24 protein-coding genes and 1 other RNA gene are annotated in these 24,164 nt (G+C 59.0%); 19 read left to right on the top strand and 6 right to left on the bottom strand.

The annotated features are described in order from the left end of the window. The first annotated feature begins 20 nt into the window (after positions 1–20). Entirely contained in the window at positions 21–1,376 is a 1,356-nt protein-coding gene (locus ACZZ0B_RS02140; protein ID WP_463544286.1) for a tryptophan--tRNA ligase, read from the top strand. A gap of 90 nt (positions 1,377–1,466) precedes the next feature. Further along, positions 1,467–2,561, top strand: a complete 1,095-nt coding sequence (gene zapE, locus ACZZ0B_RS02145) for a cell division protein ZapE (RefSeq protein WP_045123300.1) — start codon at positions 1,467–1,469, stop codon at positions 2,559–2,561. Between the two features lie 186 nt (positions 2,562–2,747). Here zapE and ACZZ0B_RS02150 read toward each other — a convergent pair whose 3' ends face one another. Beyond that, the gene (locus ACZZ0B_RS02150) at positions 2,748–3,644 is read right to left on the bottom strand and encodes a GlxA family transcriptional regulator (protein ID WP_177323306.1); all 897 of its coding nucleotides are present in this window, start codon (positions 3,642–3,644) and stop codon (positions 2,748–2,750) included. 250 nt (positions 3,645–3,894) lie between these two features. On the opposite strand from ACZZ0B_RS02150, the gene ACZZ0B_RS02155 reads away from it, so the two are divergent. After that, the gene (locus tag ACZZ0B_RS02155) at positions 3,895–5,031 is read left to right on the top strand and encodes an acyl-CoA dehydrogenase family protein (RefSeq protein WP_463544287.1); all 1,137 of its coding nucleotides are present in this window, start codon (positions 3,895–3,897) and stop codon (positions 5,029–5,031) included. A gap of 103 nt (positions 5,032–5,134) precedes the next feature. Here the strand turns inward: ACZZ0B_RS02155 and ACZZ0B_RS02160 are convergent, their stop codons facing one another. Next, positions 5,135–6,175 (bottom strand): NADP(H)-dependent aldo-keto reductase, encoded by a 1,041-nt coding sequence (locus ACZZ0B_RS02160; protein ID WP_008080271.1) that lies wholly within the window; start codon positions 6,173–6,175, stop codon positions 5,135–5,137. Between the two features lie 245 nt (positions 6,176–6,420). Here ACZZ0B_RS02160 and rplM point away from each other — a divergent pair, with 245 nt between their 5' ends. The 7 genes from rplM to ACZZ0B_RS02195 all read left to right on the top strand — a co-directional run bounded on the left by rplM (position 6,421) and on the right by ACZZ0B_RS02195 (position 11,306). Further along, positions 6,421–6,849 carry a 50S ribosomal protein L13 gene (rplM, locus tag ACZZ0B_RS02165; RefSeq protein ID WP_007917032.1) on the top strand — a complete coding sequence of 143 codons (429 nt, stop codon included), beginning with the start codon at positions 6,421–6,423 and terminating at the stop codon, positions 6,847–6,849. Between the two features lie 14 nt (positions 6,850–6,863). Further along, positions 6,864–7,256, top strand: coding sequence for a 30S ribosomal protein S9 (gene rpsI / locus ACZZ0B_RS02170; RefSeq protein WP_008080273.1), 393 nt, complete (start codon positions 6,864–6,866; stop codon positions 7,254–7,256). A gap of 269 nt (positions 7,257–7,525) precedes the next feature. Next, positions 7,526–8,119: a ubiquinol-cytochrome c reductase iron-sulfur subunit gene (petA, locus tag ACZZ0B_RS02175; RefSeq protein ID WP_003228055.1), complete on the top strand. Its 594-nt coding sequence runs from the start codon at positions 7,526–7,528 to the stop codon at positions 8,117–8,119. Beyond that, positions 8,119–9,330, top strand: coding sequence for a cytochrome b (locus ACZZ0B_RS02180; RefSeq protein ID WP_008080276.1), 1,212 nt, complete (start codon positions 8,119–8,121; stop codon positions 9,328–9,330). Before petA ends, ACZZ0B_RS02180 begins: the two co-directional genes overlap by 1 nt. After that, entirely contained in the window at positions 9,330–10,112 is a 783-nt protein-coding gene (locus tag ACZZ0B_RS02185) for a cytochrome c1 (protein WP_440094383.1), read from the top strand. The genes ACZZ0B_RS02180 and ACZZ0B_RS02185 overlap by 1 nt, the downstream gene beginning before the upstream one ends. A 146-nt stretch (positions 10,113–10,258) precedes the next feature. Then, positions 10,259–10,876 carry a glutathione S-transferase N-terminal domain-containing protein gene (locus ACZZ0B_RS02190; protein WP_007917025.1) on the top strand — a complete coding sequence of 206 codons (618 nt, stop codon included), beginning with the start codon at positions 10,259–10,261 and terminating at the stop codon, positions 10,874–10,876. A 16-nt stretch (positions 10,877–10,892) separates the two neighbouring features. Beyond that, complete coding sequence (locus ACZZ0B_RS02195; RefSeq protein ID WP_007917024.1) at positions 10,893–11,306, top strand: ClpXP protease specificity-enhancing factor; 414 nt, start codon at positions 10,893–10,895, stop codon at positions 11,304–11,306. 163 nt (positions 11,307–11,469) lie between these two features. Here ACZZ0B_RS02195 and ACZZ0B_RS02200 read toward each other — a convergent pair whose 3' ends face one another. The 4 genes from ACZZ0B_RS02200 to ACZZ0B_RS02215 all read right to left on the bottom strand — a co-directional run bounded on the left by ACZZ0B_RS02200 (position 11,470) and on the right by ACZZ0B_RS02215 (position 14,916). Then, complete coding sequence (locus tag ACZZ0B_RS02200) at positions 11,470–12,048, bottom strand: BON domain-containing protein (protein ID WP_007917023.1); 579 nt, start codon at positions 12,046–12,048, stop codon at positions 11,470–11,472. Continuing rightward, positions 12,045–12,638, bottom strand: a complete 594-nt coding sequence (locus ACZZ0B_RS02205) for a phosphoheptose isomerase (protein ID WP_007917022.1) — start codon at positions 12,636–12,638, stop codon at positions 12,045–12,047. The genes ACZZ0B_RS02200 and ACZZ0B_RS02205 overlap by 4 nt, the downstream gene beginning before the upstream one ends. A gap of 104 nt (positions 12,639–12,742) precedes the next feature. After that, the gene (locus ACZZ0B_RS02210; protein WP_158831928.1) at positions 12,743–13,105 is read right to left on the bottom strand and encodes a YraN family protein; all 363 of its coding nucleotides are present in this window, start codon (positions 13,103–13,105) and stop codon (positions 12,743–12,745) included. Beyond that, positions 13,105–14,916 carry a penicillin-binding protein activator gene (locus ACZZ0B_RS02215; protein ID WP_158831930.1) on the bottom strand — a complete coding sequence of 604 codons (1,812 nt, stop codon included), beginning with the start codon at positions 14,914–14,916 and terminating at the stop codon, positions 13,105–13,107. Before ACZZ0B_RS02215 ends, ACZZ0B_RS02210 begins: the two co-directional genes overlap by 1 nt. Positions 14,917–15,093: 177 nt before the next feature. Here ACZZ0B_RS02215 and rsmI point away from each other — a divergent pair, with 177 nt between their 5' ends. The 9 genes from rsmI (at position 15,094) to mraY (ending at position 24,161) form a co-directional block, all read left to right on the top strand. Next, positions 15,094–15,999: a 16S rRNA (cytidine(1402)-2'-O)-methyltransferase gene (rsmI, locus tag ACZZ0B_RS02220; protein WP_440094387.1), complete on the top strand. Its 906-nt coding sequence runs from the start codon at positions 15,094–15,096 to the stop codon at positions 15,997–15,999. Positions 16,000–16,072: 73 nt separating this feature from the next. Next, positions 16,073–16,425, top strand: an RNA gene (gene rnpB / locus ACZZ0B_RS02225) — RNase P RNA component class A. A gap of 402 nt (positions 16,426–16,827) precedes the next feature. Then, on the top strand, positions 16,828–17,283 hold the full coding sequence (gene mraZ / locus ACZZ0B_RS02230; RefSeq protein ID WP_007917012.1) for a division/cell wall cluster transcriptional repressor MraZ: 456 nt from the start codon (positions 16,828–16,830) through the stop codon (positions 17,281–17,283). Further along, positions 17,280–18,227, top strand: a complete 948-nt coding sequence (rsmH, locus tag ACZZ0B_RS02235; protein WP_008082779.1) for a 16S rRNA (cytosine(1402)-N(4))-methyltransferase RsmH — start codon at positions 17,280–17,282, stop codon at positions 18,225–18,227. The genes mraZ and rsmH overlap by 4 nt, the downstream gene beginning before the upstream one ends. Next, positions 18,224–18,517: a cell division protein FtsL gene (gene ftsL, locus ACZZ0B_RS02240; RefSeq protein ID WP_007917008.1), complete on the top strand. Its 294-nt coding sequence runs from the start codon at positions 18,224–18,226 to the stop codon at positions 18,515–18,517. Before rsmH ends, ftsL begins: the two co-directional genes overlap by 4 nt. Then, complete coding sequence (locus tag ACZZ0B_RS02245) at positions 18,517–20,256, top strand: peptidoglycan D,D-transpeptidase FtsI family protein (protein ID WP_177323319.1); 1,740 nt, start codon at positions 18,517–18,519, stop codon at positions 20,254–20,256. Before ftsL ends, ACZZ0B_RS02245 begins: the two co-directional genes overlap by 1 nt. Beyond that, complete coding sequence (locus ACZZ0B_RS02250) at positions 20,256–21,719, top strand: UDP-N-acetylmuramoyl-L-alanyl-D-glutamate--2,6-diaminopimelate ligase (protein WP_463544288.1); 1,464 nt, start codon at positions 20,256–20,258, stop codon at positions 21,717–21,719. Before ACZZ0B_RS02245 ends, ACZZ0B_RS02250 begins: the two co-directional genes overlap by 1 nt. Next, the gene (locus ACZZ0B_RS02255; protein ID WP_463544289.1) at positions 21,712–23,079 is read left to right on the top strand and encodes a UDP-N-acetylmuramoyl-tripeptide--D-alanyl-D-alanine ligase; all 1,368 of its coding nucleotides are present in this window, start codon (positions 21,712–21,714) and stop codon (positions 23,077–23,079) included. The genes ACZZ0B_RS02250 and ACZZ0B_RS02255 overlap by 8 nt, the downstream gene beginning before the upstream one ends. After that, positions 23,079–24,161 (top strand): phospho-N-acetylmuramoyl-pentapeptide-transferase, encoded by a 1,083-nt coding sequence (gene mraY / locus ACZZ0B_RS02260; protein WP_008082775.1) that lies wholly within the window; start codon positions 23,079–23,081, stop codon positions 24,159–24,161. Before ACZZ0B_RS02255 ends, mraY begins: the two co-directional genes overlap by 1 nt. Positions 24,162–24,164: the final 3 nt, after the last annotated feature.

Below are 24,164 nucleotides of genomic sequence, written 5' to 3' on the forward strand. Positions count from 1 at the left end.
AGTCTGACAAGCGATTACCCATGACGAACCGTACCCGTATCCTCACCGGCATCACCACCACCGGCACGCCGCACCTGGGCAACTACGCCGGCGCCATCCGCCCGGCGATCCTTGCCAGCCGCGACAGCAATGCCGATTCCTTCTACTTCCTGGCCGACTACCACGCCCTGATCAAATGCGATGACCCGCTGCGCATCCAGCGCTCGCGTCTGGAAATCGCCGCGACCTGGCTGGCCGGTGGCCTCGATGTCGACCGCGTGACCTTCTACCGCCAGTCCGACATCCCGGAAATCCCTGAGCTGACCTGGCTGCTGACCTGCGTCGCCGCCAAGGGTTTGCTCAACCGTGCGCACGCCTACAAGGCCTCGGTGGACAAGAACGTCGAAACCGGTGAAGACCCGGATGCCGGTATCACCATGGGCCTCTACAGCTACCCGGTGCTGATGGCCGCGGACATCCTGATGTTCAACGCGCACAAAGTGCCGGTCGGTCGTGACCAGATTCAGCACGTGGAAATGGCCCGCGATATCGGCCAGCGCTTCAACCACTTGTTCGGTCAGGGCAAAGAATTCTTCACCATGCCCGAAGCGCTGATTGAAGAAAGCGTGGCGACATTGCCAGGCCTCGACGGTCGCAAGATGTCGAAGAGCTACGACAACACCATCCCGTTGTTCTCCAGCGCCAAAGAGATGAAGGACGCGATCTCCCGCATCGTCACCGACTCTAAAGCGCCGGGCGAAGCGAAAGATCCTGACAACTCGCACCTGTTCACCCTGTTCCAGGCGTTCGCCACGCCAGCGCAGGCTGACGAGTTCCGCAGCGAACTGTTGGGCGGTCTGGGTTGGGGCGAGGCGAAGAACCGTCTGTTCCAGTTGCTCGACAACGATCTCGGCGAAGCGCGCGACAAGTATCACCAGTTGATCGAGCGCCCGGCTGATCTGGAAGACATTCTGCAAATCGGCGCCAAGAAGGCCCGTGCTGTGGCCACGCCGTTCCTCAACGAACTGCGCGAAGCGGTTGGCCTGCGTTCGTTCGTCAATCAGGTTCAGGTTGCCGCAACCACCAAGAAGAAAGCCGCAAAAGCCGCACGCTTCGTCAGCTTCCGCGAAGACGACGGCAGCTTCCGCTTCCGTCTGCTGGCGGCCGATGGCGAGCAATTGCTGCTGTCGCGTAACTTCGCTGACGGTAAAACCGCTGGTCAGGTGACCAAGCAACTGCAATCGGGTCAGGCGCTGGACGTGCGCAGCGAAGACCTGAGTTTCAGCGTCTGGCTGGAAGGCGAGTGTGTCGGCGACAGCCCGGCGTTCGCCGACGGTGCTGCGCGGGACGCGGCCATTGAGGCGTTGCGCATTGCGCTGACCCCGGTTCAGGACTAATCGGCGGCACGGTCCGACCAAGGGCTGATTGCCATTCCCACGGGCCGTCGCTACAGTGACGGCCCGTTTTTGTTGCCTTGCTAACGAATTATGACGCCCCTAGAACGATACCAAGCTGATCTGAAACGCCCGGACTTCTTCCATGACGCCGCGCAGGAAACTGCTGTACGTCATTTGCAGCGTCTGTACGACGATCTGATCGCCGCCGATCAAAACAAGCCGGGACTGCTGAGCAAGCTGTTCGGCAAGAAGGATCAGACGCCGGTCAAGGGCCTGTATTTCTGGGGCGGCGTAGGTCGCGGCAAAACTTACCTGGTCGACACCTTCTTCGAAGCGCTGCCGTTCAAGGAAAAGACCCGCACCCACTTCCACCGCTTCATGAAGCGCGTGCACGAAGAGATGAAGACCCTCGGCGGCGAGAAAAACCCGCTGACCATCATTGCCAAGCGTTTCTCCGACGAGTCGCGGGTGATCTGCTTCGATGAGTTCTTCGTCTCCGACATCACCGACGCGATGATTCTCGGCACGTTGATGGAAGAACTCTTCAAAAATGGCGTGACCCTGGTCGCGACCTCGAACATCGTCCCGGACGGTCTGTACAAGGACGGCCTGCAACGCGCGCGCTTCTTGCCAGCCATCGCGCTGATCAAGCAGAACACCGAGATCGTCAACGTCGACAGCGGCGTCGATTACCGCCTGCGTCACCTCGAGCAAGCGGAACTGTTCCACTTCCCGCTCGACGAAGCGTCCCACGAAAGCCTGCGCAAAAGCTTCCGCGCGCTGACGCCGGAATGTACTGCGGCGGTCGAGAACGATGTGCTGATCATCGAAAACCGCGAGATCCGCGCGTTGCGTACGTGCGACGACGTGGCCTGGTTCGACTTCCGCGAACTGTGCGACGGCCCGCGTAGCCAGAACGACTACATCGAGCTGGGCAAGATCTTCCACGCCGTGTTGCTCAGCGGTGTCGAGCAGATGAGCGTCACCACTGACGACATCGCTCGCCGCTTCATCAACATGGTCGACGAGTTCTACGACCGTAACGTCAAGCTGATCATTTCTGCTGAAGTCGAGCTGAAGGATCTGTACACCGGCGGCCGCTTGAACTTCGAATTCCAGCGCACGCTGAGCCGATTGCTGGAGATGCAATCGCACGAATTCCTGTCGCGGGCGCACAAGCCTTAAACAGAATCGCGAAACAAAAAAAAGGGCCTGCAATTGCAGGCCTTTTTTATGTCCAGCATTCACCGCAATACCCTGTAGGAGTGAGCCTGCTCGCGATTAGCGGTGGATCAGTCACATAAATGCTGCATGAACGGACGCAATCGCGAGCAGGCTCACTCCTACATGGGTTTGTGTGTGGACAGAAGGTTAGGCAGCCTGTTGGAACTGCTGCCGATACTGGTTCGGCGACAGCTCGGTGTGCTGGCGGAACAACCGCGCAAAGAAGCTCGCGTCGTCGTAACCGACCTCATAACTGATGGTCTTGATGCTTTTGCGGCTGCCCGACAACAAGCCCTTCGCCGTTTCGATGCGCAGCCGTTGCAGGTAATGCAGGGGCTTGTCGCCAGTCGCAGTCTGGAAGCGACGCATGAAGTTACGAATGCTCATGCCATGCTCGCGCGCCACATCTTCGAAGCGGAATTTGTCGGCGAAGTGCTCTTCAAGCCAATGCTGAATCTGCAGGATGATCACGTCCTGATGCAGCTTCTGCCCGCCAAAACCAATGCGCCCCGGGGAGTAATTGCGCTGCACTTCGTAAAGGATGTCGCGGGCCACGGCCTGGGCGACGTTGGCCCCGCAGAAGCGCTCGATCAGATAAATGTAAAGGTCGCAGGCTGATGTGGTGCCGCCGGCGCAATAGAGATTGTCAGCGTCGGTCAGGTGCTTGTCCTGATTGAGGTGCACCCTGGGGAAGCGCTCGGCGAAGGCATTGAAGAAACGCCAGTAGGTGGTCGCTTCCTTGCCATTGAGCAGCCCGGCTTCGGCCAGCCAGAACACGCCGGTGGCTTCGCCGCACAGTACTGCGCCGCGAGCGTGTTGTTCGCGCAGCCAAGGCAGGATTTGTGGGTAACGGCTGCATAACGTATCGAAGTCATCCCAGAACGCCGGCAGGATGATGATATCGGTGTTTTCCAGACCGCCGTCCACCGGGATGACCACGTCACTGAAGCTTTTCACCGGTTTGCCGTCGGGGCTGACGAGGCGCGTTTCAAACGCCGGAGTCAGGCCGTGGCCCAGTTGCTTGCCGTAACGCAGGCTCGCCACATGGAAAAAATCCTTGGCTTGCATGAGGGTGAAGGCGAAAACCTGGTCGATCGCCAGGATGCTGACGCGCCGCAAGGGCGTGGAGACTTGCTTGGACATAATTCAACTTTTGTTTTGTTTTTATAAGGGAAAGTGGTCACCAGACGGCTGGATCGTCTTATTTTTTGTCGGATGTGTCCAGTGTCCTGTGTCGGAGGGGAGGCATAGTCTCTGAAGGTCATCTCCCTCCAACAAGAAACAAAGGTGCCGCATGATTCCCAGAACCTTGTTCAGCTCCGAGCACGAATTATTTCGCGACAGCGTACGAACCTTCCTCGAAAAAGAGGCCGTGCCGTTCCATGCGCAGTGGGAGAAACAAGGCCACATCGACCGTAAACTGTGGAACAAGGCAGGGGAGGCGGGGATGCTCTGCTCGCATCTGCCGGAGGAATACGGCGGGTTGGGGGCGGACTTTTTGTACAGCGCTGTGGTGATCGAGGAGGTCGGTCGGCTCGGCCTGACCGGCATCGGTTTCTCGCTGCATTCCGATATTGTTGCTCCTTACATCCTGCACTACGGCAGTGAGGCGCTGAAGCATAAGTACCTGCCGAAACTGGTCTCGGGCGAAATGGTCACGGCCATCGCCATGACCGAGCCGGGTGCCGGTTCCGACCTGCAAGGCGTGAAAACCACTGCCGTGCTCGACGGTGACGACTACGTGATCAATGGCTCGAAAACCTTCATCACCAACGGCTTTCTCGCCGACCTGGTGATCGTCGTCGCCAAGACCGATCCCAAGGCCGGCGCCAAGGGCACCAGTCTGTTTCTGGTCGAGGCCAATACGCCGGGCTTCGAGAAGGGCAAGCGCCTGGAGAAGGTCGGCATGAAGGCGCAGGACACCTCGGAATTGTTCCTCCAGGACGTGCGCGTGCCCAAGGAAAACCTGCTGGGGCAGGCGGGAGCAGGGTTTGCCTATCTGATGCAGGAACTGCCGCAAGAGCGTCTGACGGTGGCGATTGGCGGGTTGGCCTCAGCGGAAGCGGCGTTGCAATGGACACTGGATTACACCCGTGATCGCAAGGCCTTCGGTAAGGCAATTGCCGATTTCCAGAACACCCGTTTCAAGCTGGCAGAAATGGCCACTGAAATTCAGATCGGCCGAGTCTTCGTCGACAAATGTCTGGAACTGCACCTGCAAGGCAAGCTCGATGTGCCGACGGCCGCGATGGCTAAATACTGGGGCACCGACCTGCAATGCAAGGTGCTCGACGAGTGCGTGCAGTTGCATGGCGGTTACGGCTTCATGTGGGAATACCCGGTGGCCCGGGCGTGGGCGGATGCGCGCGTACAGCGGATTTATGCCGGTACCAATGAAATCATGAAAGAGATCATTGCGCGGTCACTCTGATGTTGTGGTGAGGCGGCGGGCGCCTTCGCGGGCAAGCCTTGCTCCTACGGGATTTTGATTCTCTGTAGGAGCAAGGCTTGCCCGCGAAGCTTTTAGCGGCTGATCAAGGCGCTGGGTTCGGATGATCCTTGTGAATCGCCTCAATCCCTTCCAGCACTTCATCGGAAAGCTTCAGATCAAAGCTGGCGATGTTGCTGTCCAGTTGCTCAAGCGTCGTCGCGCCAATGATGTTGCTGGTGACGAACGGTTGCTGAGTCACAAACGCCAGGGCCATCTGCGCCGGGTCCAGACCGTGTTCACGGGCCAGTGCGACGTAACGGCTGCAGGCTGCTTCCGATTGCGCGTTGAAATAGCGGCTGAAGCGGCTATAGAGGCTCAGGCGGCCTTTCGGCGGACGTGCGCCACCTTCGTACTTGCCTGAGAGGAAACCGAACGCCAGCGGCGAATAGGCGAGCAGGCCGCATTGTTCGCGGATGGCGATTTCCGCTAGGCCGACTTCGAAGCTGCGGTTGAGCAGGTTGTACGGGTTCTGGATCGACACCGCACGCGGCCAGCCACGGGCTTCGGCCAGTGCCAGGAAACGCATGGTGCCCCACGGCGTTTCGTTGGACAGGCCGATGTGGCGGATCTTGCCGGCCTTCACTTGCTCGTCGAGTGCTTCGAGCGTGTCTTCCAGCGGGGTGAGGTTGGCTTCGATCTTGTGCTTGTAGCCCAGTTGTCCGAAAAAGTTGGTGCTGCGTTCCGGCCAGTGCAATTGATACAGGTCGATGTAGTCGGTTTGCAGGCGCTCGAGGCTGGCATCCACTGCGGCGGTGATGTGCTGGCGGTTGTGGCGCAGGTTTTTGTCGCGGATGTAGTCGATGGTGTTGCCCGGGCCGGCGATTTTGCTGGCGAGGATCCAGTCGGCGCGATCACCGCGGCTTTTGAAGTAATTGCCGATGTAGCGCTCGGTGGTGGCGTAGGTTTCGGCTTTCGGCGGCACCGGGTACATCTCGGCGGTGTCGATGAAATTGATCCCGGCTTCCTTGGCGCGTTCGATCTGCGCGAAGGCTTCAGCTTCAGTGTTTTGCTCGCCCCAGGTCATGGTGCCGAGGCAGATTGCACTCACGTTCAGGTCGGTACGGCCTAGCTGGCGATAGTCCATCAGGTGCTCCTTGGGCAAAACAATCATAAAAGCAGGTTGAAATATTTTTCGCAATCTGCATAATTGCCGACCTCTTTCTGCAGTGGAAGTGATGCGCCGCCGCCGAAGAATCTTGCCGTTGAACGGACGCGCCGACCCGAGCCCCCGAAAGCGTCTGTATCCGGCTGCCTTTGACTTGTCAAAGTACGCACTATTCAGTAAGATCCGCCGTCTAATTTACAGGGCGGCCCCTGAGGCTATAAAGAATGAAAACTTTTACTGCTAAACCAGAAACAGTAAAGCGCGACTGGTTTGTCGTCGACGCTGCTGGTCAGACCCTGGGTCGTCTGGCCACCGAAATCGCGAGCCGTCTGCGTGGCAAGCACAAGCCTGAGTACACTCCTCACGTTGACACCGGCGACTACATCGTCGTAATCAACGCTGAGCAGATTCGTGTTACCGGTGCTAAAACCACTGACAAAATGTACTACTCCCACTCCGGTTTCCCGGGCGGCATCAAGTCGATCAACTTTGAAAAGCTGATCGCTAAAGCCCCTGAGCGCGTGATCGAGACCGCGGTTAAAGGCATGCTGCCTAAAAACCCACTGGGTCGCGACATGTACCGTAAGCTGAAAGTCTATGCGGGCGCTGCACACCCACATACTGCTCAGCAGCCCCAAGAACTGAAGTTTTAACGGAATAGTACATTATGTCGGCGACTCAAAATTACGGCACTGGCCGTCGCAAGACCGCAACCGCACGCGTTTTCCTGCGTCCGGGTACTGGTAACATCTCCATCAACAACCGTTCGCTGGAAAACTTCTTCGGCCGCGAAACTGCCCGCATGGTAGTTCGCCAGCCGCTGGAGCTGACTGAGACTGTCGAGAAGTTCGACATCTACGTCACCGTGATCGGCGGTGGTGTAAGTGGTCAAGCTGGCGCAATCCGCCACGGCATCACTCGCGCTCTGATGGACTACGACGAAACCCTGCGTGGCGCTCTGCGCAAAGCTGGCTTCGTTACTCGCGACGCCCGTGAAGTTGAACGTAAGAAAGTTGGTCTGCGTAAAGCGCGTAAGCGTCCGCAGTACTCGAAGCGTTAATTCCGCTTCCACGTTCAAAAAGAACGCCCGCCTCCTCACGGAAGCGGGCGTTTTTTTATGCCTGTGATTTATCAAAGAATTGCGCTGCGACAACTTGCCACTTCCGTAGACCCCCTATACTGCAAGGCTTGAGGGTAAGAGCTCCGGGTAATTCCCTTGTCAGAATTGGGGCTTTTCATTACCATTCGGCAAAATTTTTATAAGTAACATTGATTTATTTAGTAGATGCCTGATTTAACAGGCCACAAAAGCTGATGGGAGAGGACTGAATGAGCAATGACGGCGTGAATGCAGGCCGGCGTCGCTTCTTGGTAGCAGCCACATCCGTGGTGGGTGCTGCAGGAGCGGTGGGGGCTGCGGTCCCGTTCGTGGGGTCATGGTTTCCCAGTGCCAAGGCGAAAGCCGCCGGTGCACCGGTGAAAGTGAATGTCAGCAAGATCGAGCCAGGACAGCAGATGATTGCTGAGTGGCGCGGCCAGCCGGTGTTCATTGTCCGCCGTACTGCGGAAATCCTGGGGAATCTCAAGAAGATCGAGGGCCAACTCTCCGATCCAACCTCCAAAAACTCCACGCAACCCACCTATGTCGACCCTGAAGTGCGATCGATCAAGCCAGAAATTCTGCTGCTGATCGGGATCTGCACACACCTGGGTTGCTCACCGACCTTCCGTCCCGAAGTGGCACCTGCGGATCTGGGCAAAGACTGGGTAGGCGGTTATTTCTGCCCTTGCCATGGTTCCCACTACGATCTGGCTGGCCGCGTCTACAAGTCGCAACCTGCGCCTTTGAACCTGCCAGTTCCCCCGCATTCCTATGAGACCGATGACCTGATTGTCATTGGCGTCGATACGGAGAAAGCGTGATGAGCAAGTTCATGGATTGGGTTGATGCGCGCTTCCCCGCGACCAAAATGTGGGAAGACCATCTCAGCAAGTATTACGCGCCAAAAAACTTCAACTTCTTCTATTTCTTCGGCTCGCTGGCGTTGCTGGTGTTGGTCAACCAGATCGTCACCGGCGTCTGGCTGACAATGAGCTACACGCCGTCGGCGGAAGAAGCCTTCGCCTCCGTTGAATACATCATGCGTGACGTCGAGTACGGCTCGATCCTGCGTCTGCTGCACTCGACCGGTGCTTCGGCATTTTTTATCGTGGTTTATCTGCACATGTTCCGTGGTCTGCTCTACGGTTCGTACCAGAAACCGCGTGAGCTGGTCTGGGTCTTCGGCATGCTGATCTACCTGGCGCTGATGGCTGAAGCGTTCATGGGTTACCTGCTGCCATGGGGCCAGATGTCCTACTGGGGTGCCCAAGTGATCATCTCGCTGTTTGGTGCGATTCCGGTCATCGGTAACGACCTGACTCAGTGGATTCGTGGTGACTACCTGATCTCGGGGATCACCCTGAACCGCTTCTTCGCCTTGCACGTTGTGGCGCTGCCGATCGTGATTCTCGGTCTGGTGGTACTGCACATTCTGGCGCTGCACGAAGTCGGCTCGAACAACCCTGATGGCGTCGACATCAAGAAGCACAAAGATGAAAACGGCATCCCGCTGGACGGCATCGCCTTCCACCCGTACTACACCGTGAAAGACATTGTCGGTGTCGTGGTGTTCCTGTTTATCTTCTGCTTCATTGTGTTCTTCTTCCCGGAAATGGGCGGCTACTTCCTCGAAAAACCAAACTTCGAACAAGCCAACCCGTTCAAGACGCCAGAGCATATTGCGCCGGTTTGGTACTTCACACCGTTCTACGCAATCTTGCGCGCGATCCCGGACAAACTCATGGGCGTTATCGCCATGGGCGCGGCGATTGCGGTGTTGTTTGTGTTGCCGTGGCTGGATCGCAGCCCAGTTAAATCGATGCGCTACAAAGGCTGGATGAGCAAAATCTGGCTGGTGGTGTTCTGCATTTCGTTCGTCATCCTCGGCATTCTCGGTGTGCTTGCGCCGACGCCGGAGCGAACCTTGCTGTCGCAGGTGTGCACCTTCCTGTACTTCGCTTACTTCATTCTGATGCCGTTCTACACCAGGCTCGAGAAGACCAAAAAGGTTCCGGAAAGGGTGACTGGCTGATGAAAAAGTTATTTTTTGCTCTGATTTTTGCTGCGTTGCCTGTCTTGTCGTTCGCCGCTGAACACGGTGGTCCGGAGCTGGAAAAAGTCGACATTGACGTCTCCGATAAAGCGGCCCTGCAGGACGGTGCGCGTACTTTCGCCAACTATTGCATGGGTTGCCACAGTGCCAAGTTCCAGCGTTACGAGCGCGTTGCCGATGACCTCGGTGTGCCGCACGAACTGATGCTGGAGAAGCTGGTGTTCACCGGTGCGAAGATCGGCGATCACATGACCATCGGCATGCAACCGACCGACGCCAAGACCTGGTTCGGCGCAGCGCCGCCAGACCTGACGCTGGTTGCCCGCGTGCGTGGCACTGACTGGCTCTACGGTTACCTGAAGTCGTTCTACGAAGATCCTGCACGCCCTTGGGGTGTGAACAACAAGGTCTTCCCGAACGTCGGCATGCCTAACGTGCTGGTCGGCCTGCAAGGTCGTCAGGTGGTGGGTTGCAAGCAGGTGCAGATCGTTGAAGACGGCAAGAAGCAATATGATCCGCTGACCGGCACGCCGCTGACCCATGAAGCGTGCGATCAGTTGACCATCGTGCCGAAGTCCGGTGCTCTGAACGAAGAGCAGTTCGATGAGAAGGTCAAGAATCTGGTAACCTTCCTGGCTTACTCGGCTAACCCGGTTAAGCTGCAACATCAGCGCATCGGTACTTACGTCTTGCTGTACCTGGCGTTCTTCTTTGTGTTCGCCTACCTGCTCAAGCGTGAATACTGGAAAGACGTGCACTGATACGCTTCAAGCATTGCTGTTAATCGCGCGCGCCCAAGGGCGCCTCCGATAACGCAACGTCTGGCTAGCCAGGCATTGCGGGAGGCGCCCTCTGGGCGCGCGCGTTTTTCCGGTTCCGACAAATTCAACAAGCGAGGAGGATCGCCATGGGCGTGACCAATCGGTTGGCCTGTTACTCCGACCCCGCCGACCACTATTCCCACCGAGTGCGCATCGTGCTTGCAGAGAAGGGTGTCAGCGCCGAAATCATTTATGTGGAGGCTGGTCGTCAGCCGCCTAAACTGATTGAGGTGAACCCTTACGGAAGTCTGCCCACGCTGGTCGATCGTGACCTGGCGTTGTGGGAGTCGACCGTGGTGATGGAATATCTGGATGAGCGTTACCCGCACCCGCCCTTGATGCCGGTTTATCCGGTGGCGCGTGCCAACAGCCGTTTGCTGATTCACCGTATTCAGCGCGACTGGTGTGGGCTGGTGGATCTGATTCTGGATCCGAAAAGCAAGGAGGCCGCGCGGGTCGTGGCGCGCAAGGAATTGCGCGAGAGCCTGACTGGCGTGTCGCCGCTGTTTGCCGACAAGCCGTTTTTCCTCAGTGAGGAACAAAGTCTGGTGGATTGCTGCCTATTGCCAATACTCTGGCGTTTGCCGATTCTGGGTATTGAACTGCCGCGGCCAGCCAAGCCGCTGCTTGATTATATGGAGCGCTCGTTTGCGCGTGAGGCTTTCCAGGCGAGTCTGTCTGGTGTCGAACGCGATATGCGCTAAGGCTTAAGGAGCCGCTATGAACTCCAGTCGACCTTATCTGGTCCGCGCGCTCTACGAGTGGATTGTTGATAACGATTGCACCCCGCACATGCTGGTCAATTCCGAGTACCCGGCGGTGCAGGTGCCACAGGGTTTTGCCAGTGACGGGCAGATTGTCCTGAACATCTCGCCAAGTGCCGTACGGCACTTGCACATGGACAACGACGTGGTGACCTTTGAAGGTCGCTTCGGTGGTGTTCCGCACAGCTTGTACGTGCCGATCAGTGCGATTCTGGGTATCTACGCCCGGGAGAATGGTCAGGGCATGGTGTTTGATCTCGAGTCGCCGATGGATGACGAGGAAGAGATCGAGTCGGATGACGACTTGCCGCCACCGGACAGCGAGCCACCGCGCCCTAGCGGCCGGCCAAGCTTGAAAGTGGTGAAATAAAAAAAGGCGATCCGGATGGATCGCCTTTTTCATGCGCGTCTCAAAACTGCATGCGCATCTCAAATCTGTAGGAGCTGCCGAAGGCTGCGATCTTTTGATCTTGCTTTAAAAGATCAGGATCAAAAGATCGCAGCCTGCGGCAGCTCCTACATAGAGATGTGTATTAATCGATGTATTCGAACAGTTTGACGATTTTCTGTACGCCGGAAACGCCCTGCACCAGGTTGGTCGCCTGGGTGGCTTCCTGTTTGGTCAGCAGGCCCAGCAGATAAACGATACCGTTCTCGGTCACCACCTTGATGCGCGAGCCGGGAATGCTGGCGTCAGTGAGCATCTGCGTCTTGATCTTGGAGGTCAGCCAGGTGTCATTCTGGCGCGCCAGGAAACCGGACGGCGGGATGACCTGCAGTTCGTTGTGCACGGTTTTTACCCGTTGAACGGCAGCTGCCGCCTGCTCAGCCTTGGCTTTCAGGTCTGCGCGCGGCGTTTGACCGGCCAGTAGCACGACGCCGTTGAAGCTGGTGACGACGATGTGCGAATCGTTGTCCAGAGCCGGGTCGGCCTTCGCCACGTTCACACCCACTTTGGTTTCGATCAGCGAGTCGTCGATCTTGCTGCCGAAGGTGCGCGTGCCACGGTCGTCGTCGATCGGTGCTTCACGGCTGGCGTTCACCACCGAGGTGCAGCCGCTGATGCCGAGGCACAGGGTCAAGGCCAGAAGGCCAAGGCGATTAGGGGTCATTCTTCACTCCCGAACAGTTGGCTGTCGATCAGATCGCAGAGGCAATGGATCGCCAGCAAGTGGACTTCTTGAATACGTGCAGTGACATTGGCCGGTACGCGAATCTCGACGTCCTCGGGCAACAGCAGCGACGCCATGCCGCCGCCATCGCGTCCGGTCATAGCTACGACAATCATTTCGCGATCATGTGCGGCCTGGATCGCTTGAATAATGTTCGCCGAGTTGCCGCTGGTCGAAATCGCCAGCAGGACATCGCCTGGCTGACCGAGTGCGCGGATCTGTTTGGAGAACACTTCGTTGTAGCTGTAGTCGTTGGCGATCGAGGTGATCGTCGACGTGTCGGTGGTCAGGGCGATGGCCGGCAGGCTCGGGCGCTCGCGCTCGAAGCGGTTGAGCAGCTCCGAAGAGAAGTGCTGGGCGTCACCGGCCGAGCCACCGTTGCCGCACGAAAGCATTTTGCCTTCGTTGAGCAGGGCGTTGACCATGATCTGGCTGGCTTGCTCGATGTGCGGTGCAAGTACGTCCATCGCCTGTTGCTTGGTGTCGATACTGGCCTGGAAAAGCTGGCGAATTCGGGATTGCATGTCCATCTGTGTGACCTTAAGTAGCGCGGCTGTTCGGCACATGAATGTGCAGCCCGCAAAGCAAAGAGCAAAATTTGTCGGTGGGATTGTCCGGGTCGCAACGCCGACGATCAACTGTCGAAAGCATTCTGCAACCAGTTCAGCTGATCCGGATGGCTGTCGATGGCCACCACGTCGAAGCGGCAGGGGGAATTGGCCCAACGCGACTCGCGCTGAAGAAAATACTGTGCGGCGAAAATCAGTTTCTGCTGCTTGCGCTCATCGATGCTAGCGAGCGCGCCACCCCATTGGGTGTTTTTTCTGTAACGAACTTCAACGAATACTACTGTATCGCCATCAAGCATGACCAGATCAAGCTCGCCACGTTTGCAAAACCAGTTCTGCGCCAGCAGGCGCAGACCTTGTTGTTGCAGATGCTCGAGCGCCCGGCGCTCGGCATCTTTACCGCTTTGCGAGCGTGACCTGTCAGGCATCAGCGCTGGGTGTCCGGCAGGCGTTGAACCTGGCCGCTGACGAACTGCGCCCAAGGCAACTGTCGCACAACACGCTGGGTCGGGGTCATGCCGAGGCTGCCCGACTCACCGTCGATGCGGCTGTCCGGCAGGGCCTTGAGCTGGCCCAGGCGTGGCGCCAGACGATAGGCATCAACGCCCATCGCGTACAGGCGGCCGAGGCTGCCCGCTGCTTGCGGCCATTGTGCAACCACTTGCTGGCGCAGTGGATCGCTGTTGTCCAGCAACCATGGGGTTTCGCAGAAGCGAATGCCGTTCATGTCGTTGTACTGATTCACATCGCCGCTGGCGCTGTAAACGTGCGAGGTCGCGTAAACCGGAACATCACCGGCATACTGGAAGTTCAGGGTCGGCTTGATCTGCTGCGCTTGTTGCGGCGTTGCGGCTAGGAAGATGAATTCGATGTCCTGACGACGCGAAGGCTGTGCTGCTACGTTGGTACCGGCAGCATTTTGCAGGCTTTTGGCGCGGGCTTCGCTCTGACGCAGCTGGAACATCTCGGCGATCTGCTGAGCCAGTTGCACCGGCTGATCAACGCGCTCAATGGCAATGATGCTGCCACCGTTGGCCTGCCAGTCCTGGCTGAAAGCACGCAGTACACGGTCGCCCCATTCGCCTTTCGGCACCATGATGGCGGCGCGATGCAGACCGTCGGCACGGGCGCGGCGCGAGACTTCGCGGGCTTCGTCTTCAGCGGCCAGACCAAACTGGAACAGTTGCGCCGGGCCTTGATCACCTTCGCTGTAGTTCAGCGCGAGGGTGGTGATCGGCAGTTGTGGGCGAGTGCTCAATTGTTTGACCAGTGGTTTTTCCAGCGGGCCGACGACCAGTTGCACGCCGTCAGCCTGAGCCTTGCGGTAGAACTCATCTATCGAGGTCAGCTTGGAGCTGTCGTAGAAGACGATGGCGGGTGGCTTCTGCCCGGCCTGTTGCGCCTGGTAGTGCGCCGCCATGAAACCTTCACGCAGTGCTTTGCCGACCGCTGCCAACTGGCCGTCTTGCGGCAGCAGCAGGGCGATTTTGCTCAGTGGCTGGCTGGCCAGTTCCTTGAGTTTGGTCAGTGGCAGCGGCAGGTTGATCGCGGCCGGGTGTTTTGGATTCTGTGCGCGCCAGGTGTCGATCGCGGCTTGCTGCTGTTCCAGCGTGCCGGCGGATTTCACGGCCAGTGCCAGACCCATCCAGCCGCCGAGATCGTCGGTGGTGTTAGGTTGCAACTGGTCGGTCGGCAGCGAGCCAATCAGTGTCCAGATGGCTTCGTGGTTCTTGCTCGCGGCTTCGCCTTGCAGCATCGGTGCGATGAACACGCGTTCGCGCGCGGCGGCGAGTGTCTGACCGTCGGCTTCAAGGGCGCGGGCGTGAACGGTGCCGGTGCGCACTTGTTGCTCTTCAGGCATTTCGCCCAGGTGCTGCAGGCTTGGATGGCTCAGGGCAGTCAGCGCAGCTTTCGGCTGATTGCGCGTCATCGCCAGTTCAGCATTCAAGGTGCTGGCAAAAATCTGCTGGCCGGGCTTGAGTTGCTCCATCGGCACTTGTTGCAGGATTTGCGCGGACTGTCCGGCATTGCCTTGGCGATAAGCCAGGTCCGCCGCGCTCAGGCGCAGCAGGGCAGCTTTTTCCGGGGTTTTCGCCTGGGTAGCCTGTTCGAGCAGTTGCTCGATGCTGGCATCCGGAGTCCGTGGAAGTTCGCCAAGGCTGGAGGAAGGGGAGCTGGCACAAGCCGCCAACAAGGCAGCGAGGCAGAGGGCAGTGAACAGCCGCAGGCAAGCGATCATGTAAGTGTTCCTGATACTCGATCAAATTAGCGTCGAATTGTACCCAAGCACTGGCCGGGGCGCGATGTTAGTGGCGTGAAACGGGCAATTTAGCTGGAGTAAATGTTGCGACAGCACACAACTGCGGGCAAAACCGGGTTTGGCTCAGGCGTATCGCCGGTCGCGCGACGCGCTACAATGCCCGCTTTTACCGAACACGAGGTGTGCGCTTTGACTGCTCCAGGTCCTTTGAATTCCGCTGCTGGCTCGCTTTATGTGGTGGCGACGCCCATCGGCAACCTGGACGACATCAGCGCCCGGGCACTGAAAATCCTGCGTGAAGTGGCGCTGATCGCTGCCGAAGACACCCGTCACTCGGCGCGCCTGATGCAGCACTTCGGTATTTCCACGCCGCTGGCCGCTTGTCACGAACACAATGAACGAGATGAAGGTAGCCGCTTTATTACCCGTCTGCTCGCGGGCGATAACGTCGCGCTGATTTCCGATGCCGGCACGCCGCTGATTTCCGATCCGGGTTATCACCTGGTCCGACAGGCGCGTGCTGCCGGGATCAATGTGGTGCCGGTGCCGGGTGCCTGTGCGCTGATTGCAGCGCTGTCGGCGGCGGGGCTGCCGTCCGACCGTTTTATCTTTGAAGGTTTCCTGCCGGCCAAATCGGTGGGGCGCAAGGCGCGCCTCGAAGCAGTTAAAGAAGAGCCGCGCACGCTGATTTTTTACGAGGCGCCGCACCGCATTCTTGAGTGTCTGCAGGATATGGAAGCGGTGTTTGGGGGTGAGCGTCAGGCCTTGCTCGCCCGTGAAATCACCAAGACCTTCGAGACGTTGAAAGGCTTGCCGCTGGCCGAGCTGCGCGCATTTGTTGAATCCGACAGTAATCAGCAGCGCGGCGAGTGCGTCGTGCTGGTCGCGGGCTGGACCGCGCCGGAGTCTGAAGACGCCGTCAGCAGCGAGGCGATGCGCGTCCTCAATCTGTTGCTCGAAGAGATGCCGCTCAAGCGTGCCGCGGCCTTGGCTGCGCAGATCACTGGCGAGCGCAAAAACGTGCTGTATCAGGTCGCGCTGGATAAACAGAAGGGCGAGTAACCCGTCGATCGGACAGGTTTTGCGGCTATTAGCGCTTGTTCTTCGGGCGCTCTGCCGTTAACCTTCGCGGCGGAGAGTCGATCGGACAGTCGCTGCCCTCTATGAAAATTAGGGGGGGAGGAAAGTCCGGGCTCCATAGGGCGAAGTGCCAGGTAATGCCTGGGAGGCGTGAGCCTACGGAAAGTGCCACAGAAAATAACCGCCTAAGCGCTTCGGCGCCGGTAAGGGTGAAAAGGTGCGGTAAGAGCGCACCGCACGTCTGGCAACAGTTCGTGGCTAGGTAAACCCCACTTGGAGCAAGACCAAATAGGGTCCCAAGGCGTGGCCCGCGCTGGGACCGGGTAGGTTGCTAAAGATGTCCAGTGATGGCCATCGTAGACGAATGACTGTTCAAGACAGAACCCGGCTTACAGATCGACTCTCCACCTTTTTCTTTCCCTGCTTGAATCATTGGCAACAGGGCTGTGTAATATCAGCACGCCTGTTCTGAAAGTTCGGCAGCGGCACGCGCAGTAATAGCCATTTCCCACCTCGCTTCAATCAACAGCAGAAGCGCTTTTGTAATACCGAAAAAATCTTACTCTTAACAAATTACTTTAACTTTCGAGCGCAGCTATCAGTGCTGCATCAAGTTATAGGTCAAAAGTCAGCGCCAGATTGTCGTTACTCCTTCTTTTATGCTCCTAAATCTCCGTTCTGTAAGGGTTTTCCTTTAATCCGCGCCTTGACGGTGTGGTGGGCGCATTCCTATAGTGTGCGCAAGTGGCGGAAAGTGGCATGAAGTGGGTTTTTTGAGCTCAAAACGATAAAAATTGGAGAAACGCAGACGTGTTTCGCGGAGCTAACGCTATCAGTCTCGATGCAAAGGGCCGTCTCGCCATGCCGAGCCGGTACCGTGACGAGCTCGATTCGCGTAGTTCTGGCCAGTTGATCGTCACCATTGATGCCGTTGATCCGTGTCTGTGTGTCTATCCGCTCGACGAGTGGGAAATTATTGAAACCAAGTTGCGCGCACTCCCTTCGCTTCGCGAAGAGAACCGTCGCTTGCAGCGTTTATTGATCGGCAACGCCGTCGACCTCGAGCTCGATGGCAGTGGCCGTTTTCTGGTTCCACCGCGTTTGCGCGAGTACGCCAAGCTGGATAAGCGCGCGATGCTGGTGGGCCAACTGAACAAGTTCCAATTGTGGGACGAGGATGCATGGAACGCGGTATCTGCCGCTGACCTTGCTGCCATTCAACAACCGGGCGCGATGCCTGATGAACTGCGTGATTTGATCCTGTGACTATTGATAGCGGCTTTAACCACATCACCGTACTGCTTGACGAAGCCGTCGAGGCTCTCGCCGTACGTCCTGATGGCTGCTATCTGGACGGCACGTTCGGACGCGGCGGCCACAGCCGACTGATCCTCAGCCAGCTCGGCACCGACGGTCGGCTCATCGGGTTCGACAAAGATCCACAAGCGATTGCCACCGGGCAAACGCTAGCGGCCGAAGACGGCCGCTTTGTCGTTGTGCAGCGCAGCTTTGCCGAACTCGGTTCGGTGGTTGCCGAACAAGGTCTGAGCGGCAAGGTCAGCGGTATTTTGCTCGACCTCGGCGTGTCTTCGCCGCAGCTCGACGACGCCGAGCGCGGTTTCAGTTTTCTCAACGACGGCCCGCTGGACATGCGCATGGACCCGTCCCGGGGTATCAGCGCTGCCGAATTCGTCAACACCGCGCCGGCTGAGGAAATCGCCCGGGTGTTCAAGGAATACGGCGAAGAACGTTTCTCCGGTCGTATGGCTCGCGCCGTCGCCGAGCGTCGCGACATCAAGCCGTTCGAGCGCACTGCCGACCTGGCTGAAGTGTTGAAAGTCGCCAACCCGGCGTGGGAAAAGGGCAAGAACCCGGCCACCCGTGCATTCCAGGGTTTGCGTATTCACGTCAACAACGAACTGGGTGATCTGGAAGCCGGCCTCGAAGCGGCGCTGGACGCCTTGGAAATTGGCGGCCGCCTGGTGGTGATCAGCTTCCACTCGCTGGAAGACCGCATCGTCAAACTGTTCATGCGCAAGCTGGTGAAAGGCGAAGCCGACAACCTGCCGCGCAACCTGCCGGTTCGCCATGTGGCGTTCGAACCGAAAATCAAAGTCCATGGCAAAGCGCAGACGGCCTCCGACGCCGAACTCAAAGCCAACCCACGTTCCCGTAGCGCTGTCATGCGCGTCGCGGAGAAGCTGCGGTGAGCAAGCTTTTCGCCAAGCCACTGCCCGGCGGCAGCTTTCTGATGCTGCTGCTGTTTATCGGCGTGCTCGTGTCGGCCATCGCCGTGTCGTACAGCGCGCACTGGAACCGGCAGTTGCTCAACACCCTTTACAACGAACTCAGCGTGCGCGACAAGGCGCAGGCCGAGTGGGGCCGTCTGATTCTTGAGCAGAGCACCTGGACCGCGCACAGCCGCATCGAAGTGCTGGCCACCGAACAACTGAAAATGCATATTCCTGGCGCGGCTGACGTGAAGATGGTGGCGCCATGATGAAACTCGAAGGCGCTCTGTTCCCATGGCGTTTCCGCCTGATGGTCGCGCTGCTCGGTGTGATGGTCGCGGCGATCTGCTGGCGCATCATCGACCTGCAAGTGGTTGACCGTGACTTCCTCAAAGGTCAGGGCGATGCGCGCAGTCTGCGTCACATTCCAATCCCGGCTCACCGTGGTCTGATCACCGACCGTAACGGCGAGCCTTTGGCCGTGAGTACTCCGGTGACCACGCTGTGGGCCAACGCCAAGGAAATGCAGACGGCGAAAGAGAAGTGGCCGGCACTCGCCGCCGCGCTGGGCCAGGACCCGAAAGCCCTGACCGAACGCCTCGAGGCCCAGGCCAACAAAGAATTCATCTACCTGGTGCGCGGGCTGACCCCCGAGCAGGGCCAGTCTGTGCTCGATCTGAAAGTACCGGGCGTCTACGGCATCGAAGAATTCCGTCGGTTCTATCCGGCCGGTGAAGTCACCGCGCACATGGTCGGGTTTACCGACATCGATGACCACGGTCGCGAAGGTGTCGAACTGGCTTATGACGAATGGCTCGCCGGGGTGCCGGGCAAACGACAGGTCATCAAGGATCGGCGCGGACGGCTGATCAAGGATGTCCAGGTCACCAAAAACGCCAAGGCCGGCAAGCCCTTGGCGTTGTCCATTGACCTGCGTCTGCAATATCTGGCCAACCGCGAACTGCGTAACGCGATCATCGAGAACGGCGCCAAGGCCGGCAGTCTGGTGATCATGGACGTCAAGACCGGTGAGATTCTGGCCATGGTCAACCAGCCGACCTACAACCCGAACAACCGTCGCAACCTGCAACCGGCGATGATGCGTAACCGCGCGATGATCGACGTGTTCGAACCGGGTTCGACCATGAAAGCCATCTCGATGGCCGCCGCGATTGAAACCGGGCGCTGGAAGCCGAGTGACACCGTCGAGGTGTATCCGGGCTCCCTGCAGATCGGCAAATACACGATCAAGGACGTTTCCAAAAGCGAAGGTCCGGTACTCGACCTGACCGGCATTCTGATCAATTCCAGTAACGTCGGCATGAGTAAGGTCGCGTTCGATATCGGCGGCGAAACGATTTTCCGCCTCGCGCAGAAAGTCGGCCTCGGCCAGGACACCGGCCTTGGATTCCCGGGCGAACGTGTCGGCAACCTGCCGAACTACCGCGATTGGCGCAAGGCTGAAACCGCAACGCTGTCGTACGGTTACGGTATTTCGGTGACCGCGATTCAGCTCGTTCATGCGTTCTCGGCGCTGGCCAACAACGGTCGTCTCGCGCCGCTGACCCTGATCAAAACCGACAAACCGCCGCAGACCACACAAGTGCTGCCGGAAGCCGTCGCCAAAACCATGCAAGGCATGCTGACCCAAGTGATCGAAGCGCCGCGCGGTGTATTCCGTGCGCAGGTGCCGGCGTATCACGTGGCGGGCAAGTCGGGTACTGCACGTAAAACGTCGGTCGGCACCAAGGGCTACGCCGAGAACTCCTACCGCTCGCTGTTCGCCGGATTCGGCCCGATGAGCGATCCGCGTTACGCCATTGTTGTGGTGATCGACGAACCGTCCAAGGCCGGCTACTTCGGTGGTCTGGTATCGGCGCCCGTGTTCAGCCGTGTGATGTCCGGCACCCTGCGCCTGATGAACGTCACGCCGGACAACCTGCCGACGACGCAACAAGCCAACGCTACCCCGGTCATTCCGCTGAAAGCCAATGGAGGGCGCGGCTGATGTCATTAAGTCTGAACAAGATATTCCCCCACGCCGGCCACGATCTGTTGATCCGTGAATTGGCGCTGGACAGCCGCAGCGTACGCGCAGGCGATCTGTTCCTCGCCGTGCCTGGCGGTAAATTCGATGGCCGTGCGCATATCGCCGATGCACTGCAACGTGGTGCGGCGGCTGTGGCTTATGAAGTGGAAGGCGCTACCGTGCTGCCGATCACCGACGTGCCGCTGATTCCGGTCAAAGGCCTGGCCGCGCAGCTGTCGGACATCGCCGGGCGTTTTTATGGCGAGCCAAGTCATCACCTGAATCTTGTGGGTGTCACCGGCACCAACGGCAAGACCAGCGTGACCCAATTGGTTGCGCAGGCGCTGGATCTGCTCGGCCAGCATTGCGGCATCGTCGGCACCCTCGGTTCCGGCTTCTATGGCGCGCTGCAAAGCGGTCTGCACACCACGCCGAATCCGATTGCCGTGCAAGCGACCTTGGGCGACCTGAAAAAGGCTGGTGCCAAAGCCGTGGCCATGGAAGTGTCGTCCCACGGTCTGGATCAGGGCCGCGTGACCGCGCTGGCATTCGACGTCGCGGTGATGACCAACCTGTCCCGCGATCATCTGGATTATCACGGCACCATGGAGGCGTACGCCGAGGCCAAGGCCAAGCTGTTCGCCTGGAATGATCTGAAGTGCCGCGTGGTCAACCTCGACGACGATTTTGGCCGGCAACTGGCCGCTGAAAAACGTGAGTCGCGCTTGATTACCTACAGCCTGCTCGACAGCAGCGCCTATCTGTATTGCCGCGAAGCACAGTTCGACGACCACGGCGTGCGCGCCACGCTGGTCACGCCGCAGGGCGAACATCATCTGCGCAGCACCTTGCTCGGTCGCTTCAACCTGAGCAACGTCCTCGCTGCGGTCGGCGCCTTGCTCGGTCTGGATTACGCGCTCGACGAAATTCTTAAAGTACTGCCGAAACTCGAAGGCCCGGCCGGACGCATGCAGCGTCTGGGTGGTGGCACGCAGCCGTTGGTGGTGGTCGATTACGCCCACACCCCGGACGCGCTGGAAAAAGTCCTGACCGCGCTGCGCCCGCACGTCAAAGGTCAGCTGCTGTGCCTGTTCGGCTGCGGTGGCGACCGTGATCGCGGCAAGCGTCCGTTGATGGCCGAAGTGGTTGAGCGTCTGGCTGATCAAGTGTTGGTCACCGACGACAACCCGCGCACCGAAGATCCTGCGGTGATTTTCGATGACATCCGCGCCGGGTTCACGGCTGTGGATAAAGTCACCTTTGTCGCTGGCCGTGGCCAGGCGATTGCGCAACTGATTGCCGGCGCGTCCGCCGATGACGTGATTGTCCTGGCCGGTAAAGGTCACGAGGACTATCAGGAAATCAACGGCGAGCGCCATGCCTTCTCTGATCTGGTCGAAGCCGATCACGCCCTGACCGCGTGGGAGGTGGCCCATGCTTAAGGCCCTGAAACTCAGCGAACTGACCAATGCGCTCGATGCGCGTTTGATCGCTGCTGATGCCAGTTTCGACGGCGTCAGCATCGACAGCCGTGCGATCCAGCCAGGCCAACTGTTCATTGCGTTGACCGGCCCGCGCTTCGACGGTCATGACTATTTGAATGACGTCGCCGCCAAAGGCGCGGTGGCTGCACTGGTCGAGCGCGAAGTCGCCGACAGCACGCTGCCGCAACTGCTGGTCAAAGACACTCGTCAGGCCCTCGGCCAGTTGGGCGCGCTGAACCGCGCTGCTTTCACTCAGCCAGTCGCCGCGATCACCGGTTCCAGCGGCAAGACCACCGTCAAGGAGATGCTCGCGAGCATCCTGCGCACGCGCGGCCCGGTGCTGGCGACCCGTGGCAATCTGAACAATGACCTCGGCGCACCGCTGACCCTGCTCGAACTGGCCCCGGAACATACCTCGGCGGTCATCGAACTGGGCGCCTCGCGTCTGGGTGAAATCGCTTACACCGTCGGCCTGACCAAGCCGCACGTAGCGATCCTGAACAATGCCGGCACCGCTCACGTCGGTGAGTTTGGCGGGCCGGAAAAAATCGTCGAAGCCAAAGGCGAAATCATCGACGGTCTGGCAGCTGACGGCATCGCCGTGCTCAACCTCGATGACAAGGCCTTCGGTATCTGGAAGACCCGTGCGGGCGCGCGCAAAGTGCTGACGTTCGCCCTGAGCAACACTCAGGCGAATTTCTACGCCAGCGACCTGAGCACTGATGCACGTGGTTGCCCGGCCTTCAATCTGCACACACCTGAAGGTATCGAGCGCGTTCAGTTGAACCTGCTCGGCACCCACAACGTCGCCAACTCCATGGCCGCCGCCGCTGCCGCTCACGCTTTGGGCGTGTCGCTGTTCGGCATCGCCACCGGGCTTGGCGCCGTGCAACCGGTCAAGGGTCGCACCGTCGCGCAACTGGCGAAAAACGGTATGCGCGTGATCGATGACACTTACAACGCAAACCCCACCTCAATGTGCGCGGCCGTTGATATACTCGCCGGCTTTTCCGGCCGCACCGTCCTGGTGCTCGGGGATATCGGCGAGTTGGGCGATTGGGCGGAGCAGGGGCACCGCGACGTGGGCGAGTACGCTCGGGGCAAGGTTTCCGCGCTTTACGCTGTCGGGCCAAACATGGTTCACGCCGTGAACGCATTCGGTGAACAGGCGCATCACTTCGGCACGCAAGCCGAGCTGATCCAGGCCCTCGACGCCGAGCAGGACACAAACACCACCATTTTGATCAAGGGTTCGCGCAGTGCAGCGATGGAAAACATCGTTGCGGCTCTGTGCGGGTCCAGTCTGGAGAAACATTAATGCTGCTGCTGCTAGCGGAGTATCTGCAACAGTTCTACAAAGGCTTCGCGGTCTTTCAGTACCTGACCCTGCGCGGGATTCTCGGTGTGCTGACCGCGCTGGTTTTGTCGCTGTGCTATGGCCCGTGGATGATCCGCACCCTGCAGAACCGTCAGATCGGTCAATCCGTGCGTAACGACGGTCCGCAATCGCACCTGTCCAAGTCGGGCACTCCGACCATGGGCGGCGCATTGATTCTGTCTTCGATCGGCGTCAGCACCTTGCTCTGGGCTGACCTGAGCAACCGCTACGTCTGGACTGTGTTGCTGGTGACCCTGCTGTTCGGCGCCATCGGCTGGGTCGACGATTACCGTAAAGTCATCGAGAAGAACTCGCGTGGCCTGCCGAGCCGCTGGAAGTATTTCTGGCAGTCGGTGTTCGGCCTCGGCGCAGCGATCTTCCTTTATATGACCGCATCCACCCCGGTGGAAACCACGCTGATCCTGCCGATGCTCAAGGACTACAGCATTCCGCTGGGTCTCGGGTTCATCGTGCTGACCTACTTCGTGATCGTCGGTTCGAGCAACGCGGTCAACCTGACTGACGGCCTCGACGGTCTGGCAATCATGCCAACTGTGATGGTCGGCGGCGGCTTGGGCATCTTCTGCTACCTGTCGGGTAACGTGAAATTCGCTGAATACCTGTTGATCCCTTACGTGCCGGGCGCGGGCGAACTGATCGTGTTTTGCGGCGCGCTGATCGGTGCCGGTCTGGGCTTCCTCTGGTTCAACACCTACCCGGCGCAAGTGTTCATGGGCGACGTCGGTGCCCTGGCACTCGGCGCGGCACTGGGCACGATCGCGGTGATCGTCCGTCAGGAAATCGTCCTGTTCATCATGGGCGGCGTGTTCGTGATGGAAACCCTGTCAGTCGTCATTCAGGTTGCGTCCTTTAAGCTGACCGGTCGCCGTGTGTTCCGCATGGCACCGATCCACCACCATTTTGAACTCAAGGGCTGGCCCGAGCCGCGCGTGATCGTCCGTTTCTGGATCATCACCGTGATTCTCGTATTGGTCGGCCTTGCCACCCTGAAGCTGAGGTAGAAC

The organism is Pseudomonas sp. AC247 (assembly GCF_979258015.1).

Bases quoted from the DNA above. Each gene is read 5' to 3' on its own strand.
- rpsI (WP_008080273.1), top strand. From the start codon at position 6,864: ATGTCGGCGACTCAAAATTACGGCACTGGCCGTCGCAAGACCGCAACC.
- ACZZ0B_RS02155 (WP_463544287.1), top strand. From the start codon at position 3,895: ATGATTCCCAGAACCTTGTTCAGCTCCGAGCACGAATTATTTCGCGAC.
- rplM (WP_007917032.1), top strand. From the start codon at position 6,421: ATGAAAACTTTTACTGCTAAACCAGAAACAGTAAAGCGCGACTGGTTT.
- zapE (WP_045123300.1), top strand. From the start codon at position 1,467: ATGACGCCCCTAGAACGATACCAAGCTGATCTGAAACGCCCGGACTTC.
- ACZZ0B_RS02140 (WP_463544286.1), top strand. From the start codon at position 21: ATGACGAACCGTACCCGTATCCTCACCGGCATCACCACCACCGGCACG.
- mraY (WP_008082775.1), top strand. From the start codon at position 23,079: ATGCTGCTGCTGCTAGCGGAGTATCTGCAACAGTTCTACAAAGGCTTC.
- ACZZ0B_RS02245 (WP_177323319.1), top strand. From the start codon at position 18,517: ATGAAACTCGAAGGCGCTCTGTTCCCATGGCGTTTCCGCCTGATGGTC.
- petA (WP_003228055.1), top strand. From the start codon at position 7,526: ATGAGCAATGACGGCGTGAATGCAGGCCGGCGTCGCTTCTTGGTAGCA.
- ACZZ0B_RS02215 (WP_158831930.1), bottom strand. From the start codon at position 14,916: ATGATCGCTTGCCTGCGGCTGTTCACTGCCCTCTGCCTCGCTGCCTTG.
- ACZZ0B_RS02160 (WP_008080271.1), bottom strand. From the start codon at position 6,175: ATGGACTATCGCCAGCTAGGCCGTACCGACCTGAACGTGAGTGCAATC.
- ACZZ0B_RS02190 (WP_007917025.1), top strand. From the start codon at position 10,259: ATGGGCGTGACCAATCGGTTGGCCTGTTACTCCGACCCCGCCGACCAC.
- rsmI (WP_440094387.1), top strand. From the start codon at position 15,094: ATGCCCGCTTTTACCGAACACGAGGTGTGCGCTTTGACTGCTCCAGGT.
- ACZZ0B_RS02205 (WP_007917022.1), bottom strand. From the start codon at position 12,638: ATGGACATGCAATCCCGAATTCGCCAGCTTTTCCAGGCCAGTATCGAC.
- ACZZ0B_RS02210 (WP_158831928.1), bottom strand. From the start codon at position 13,105: ATGCCTGACAGGTCACGCTCGCAAAGCGGTAAAGATGCCGAGCGCCGG.
- ACZZ0B_RS02185 (WP_440094383.1), top strand. From the start codon at position 9,330: ATGAAAAAGTTATTTTTTGCTCTGATTTTTGCTGCGTTGCCTGTCTTG.
- ACZZ0B_RS02195 (WP_007917024.1), top strand. From the start codon at position 10,893: ATGAACTCCAGTCGACCTTATCTGGTCCGCGCGCTCTACGAGTGGATT.
- ACZZ0B_RS02200 (WP_007917023.1), bottom strand. From the start codon at position 12,048: ATGACCCCTAATCGCCTTGGCCTTCTGGCCTTGACCCTGTGCCTCGGC.
- ACZZ0B_RS02255 (WP_463544289.1), top strand. From the start codon at position 21,712: ATGCTTAAGGCCCTGAAACTCAGCGAACTGACCAATGCGCTCGATGCG.
- ACZZ0B_RS02250 (WP_463544288.1), top strand. From the start codon at position 20,256: ATGTCATTAAGTCTGAACAAGATATTCCCCCACGCCGGCCACGATCTG.
- ACZZ0B_RS02180 (WP_008080276.1), top strand. From the start codon at position 8,119: ATGAGCAAGTTCATGGATTGGGTTGATGCGCGCTTCCCCGCGACCAAA.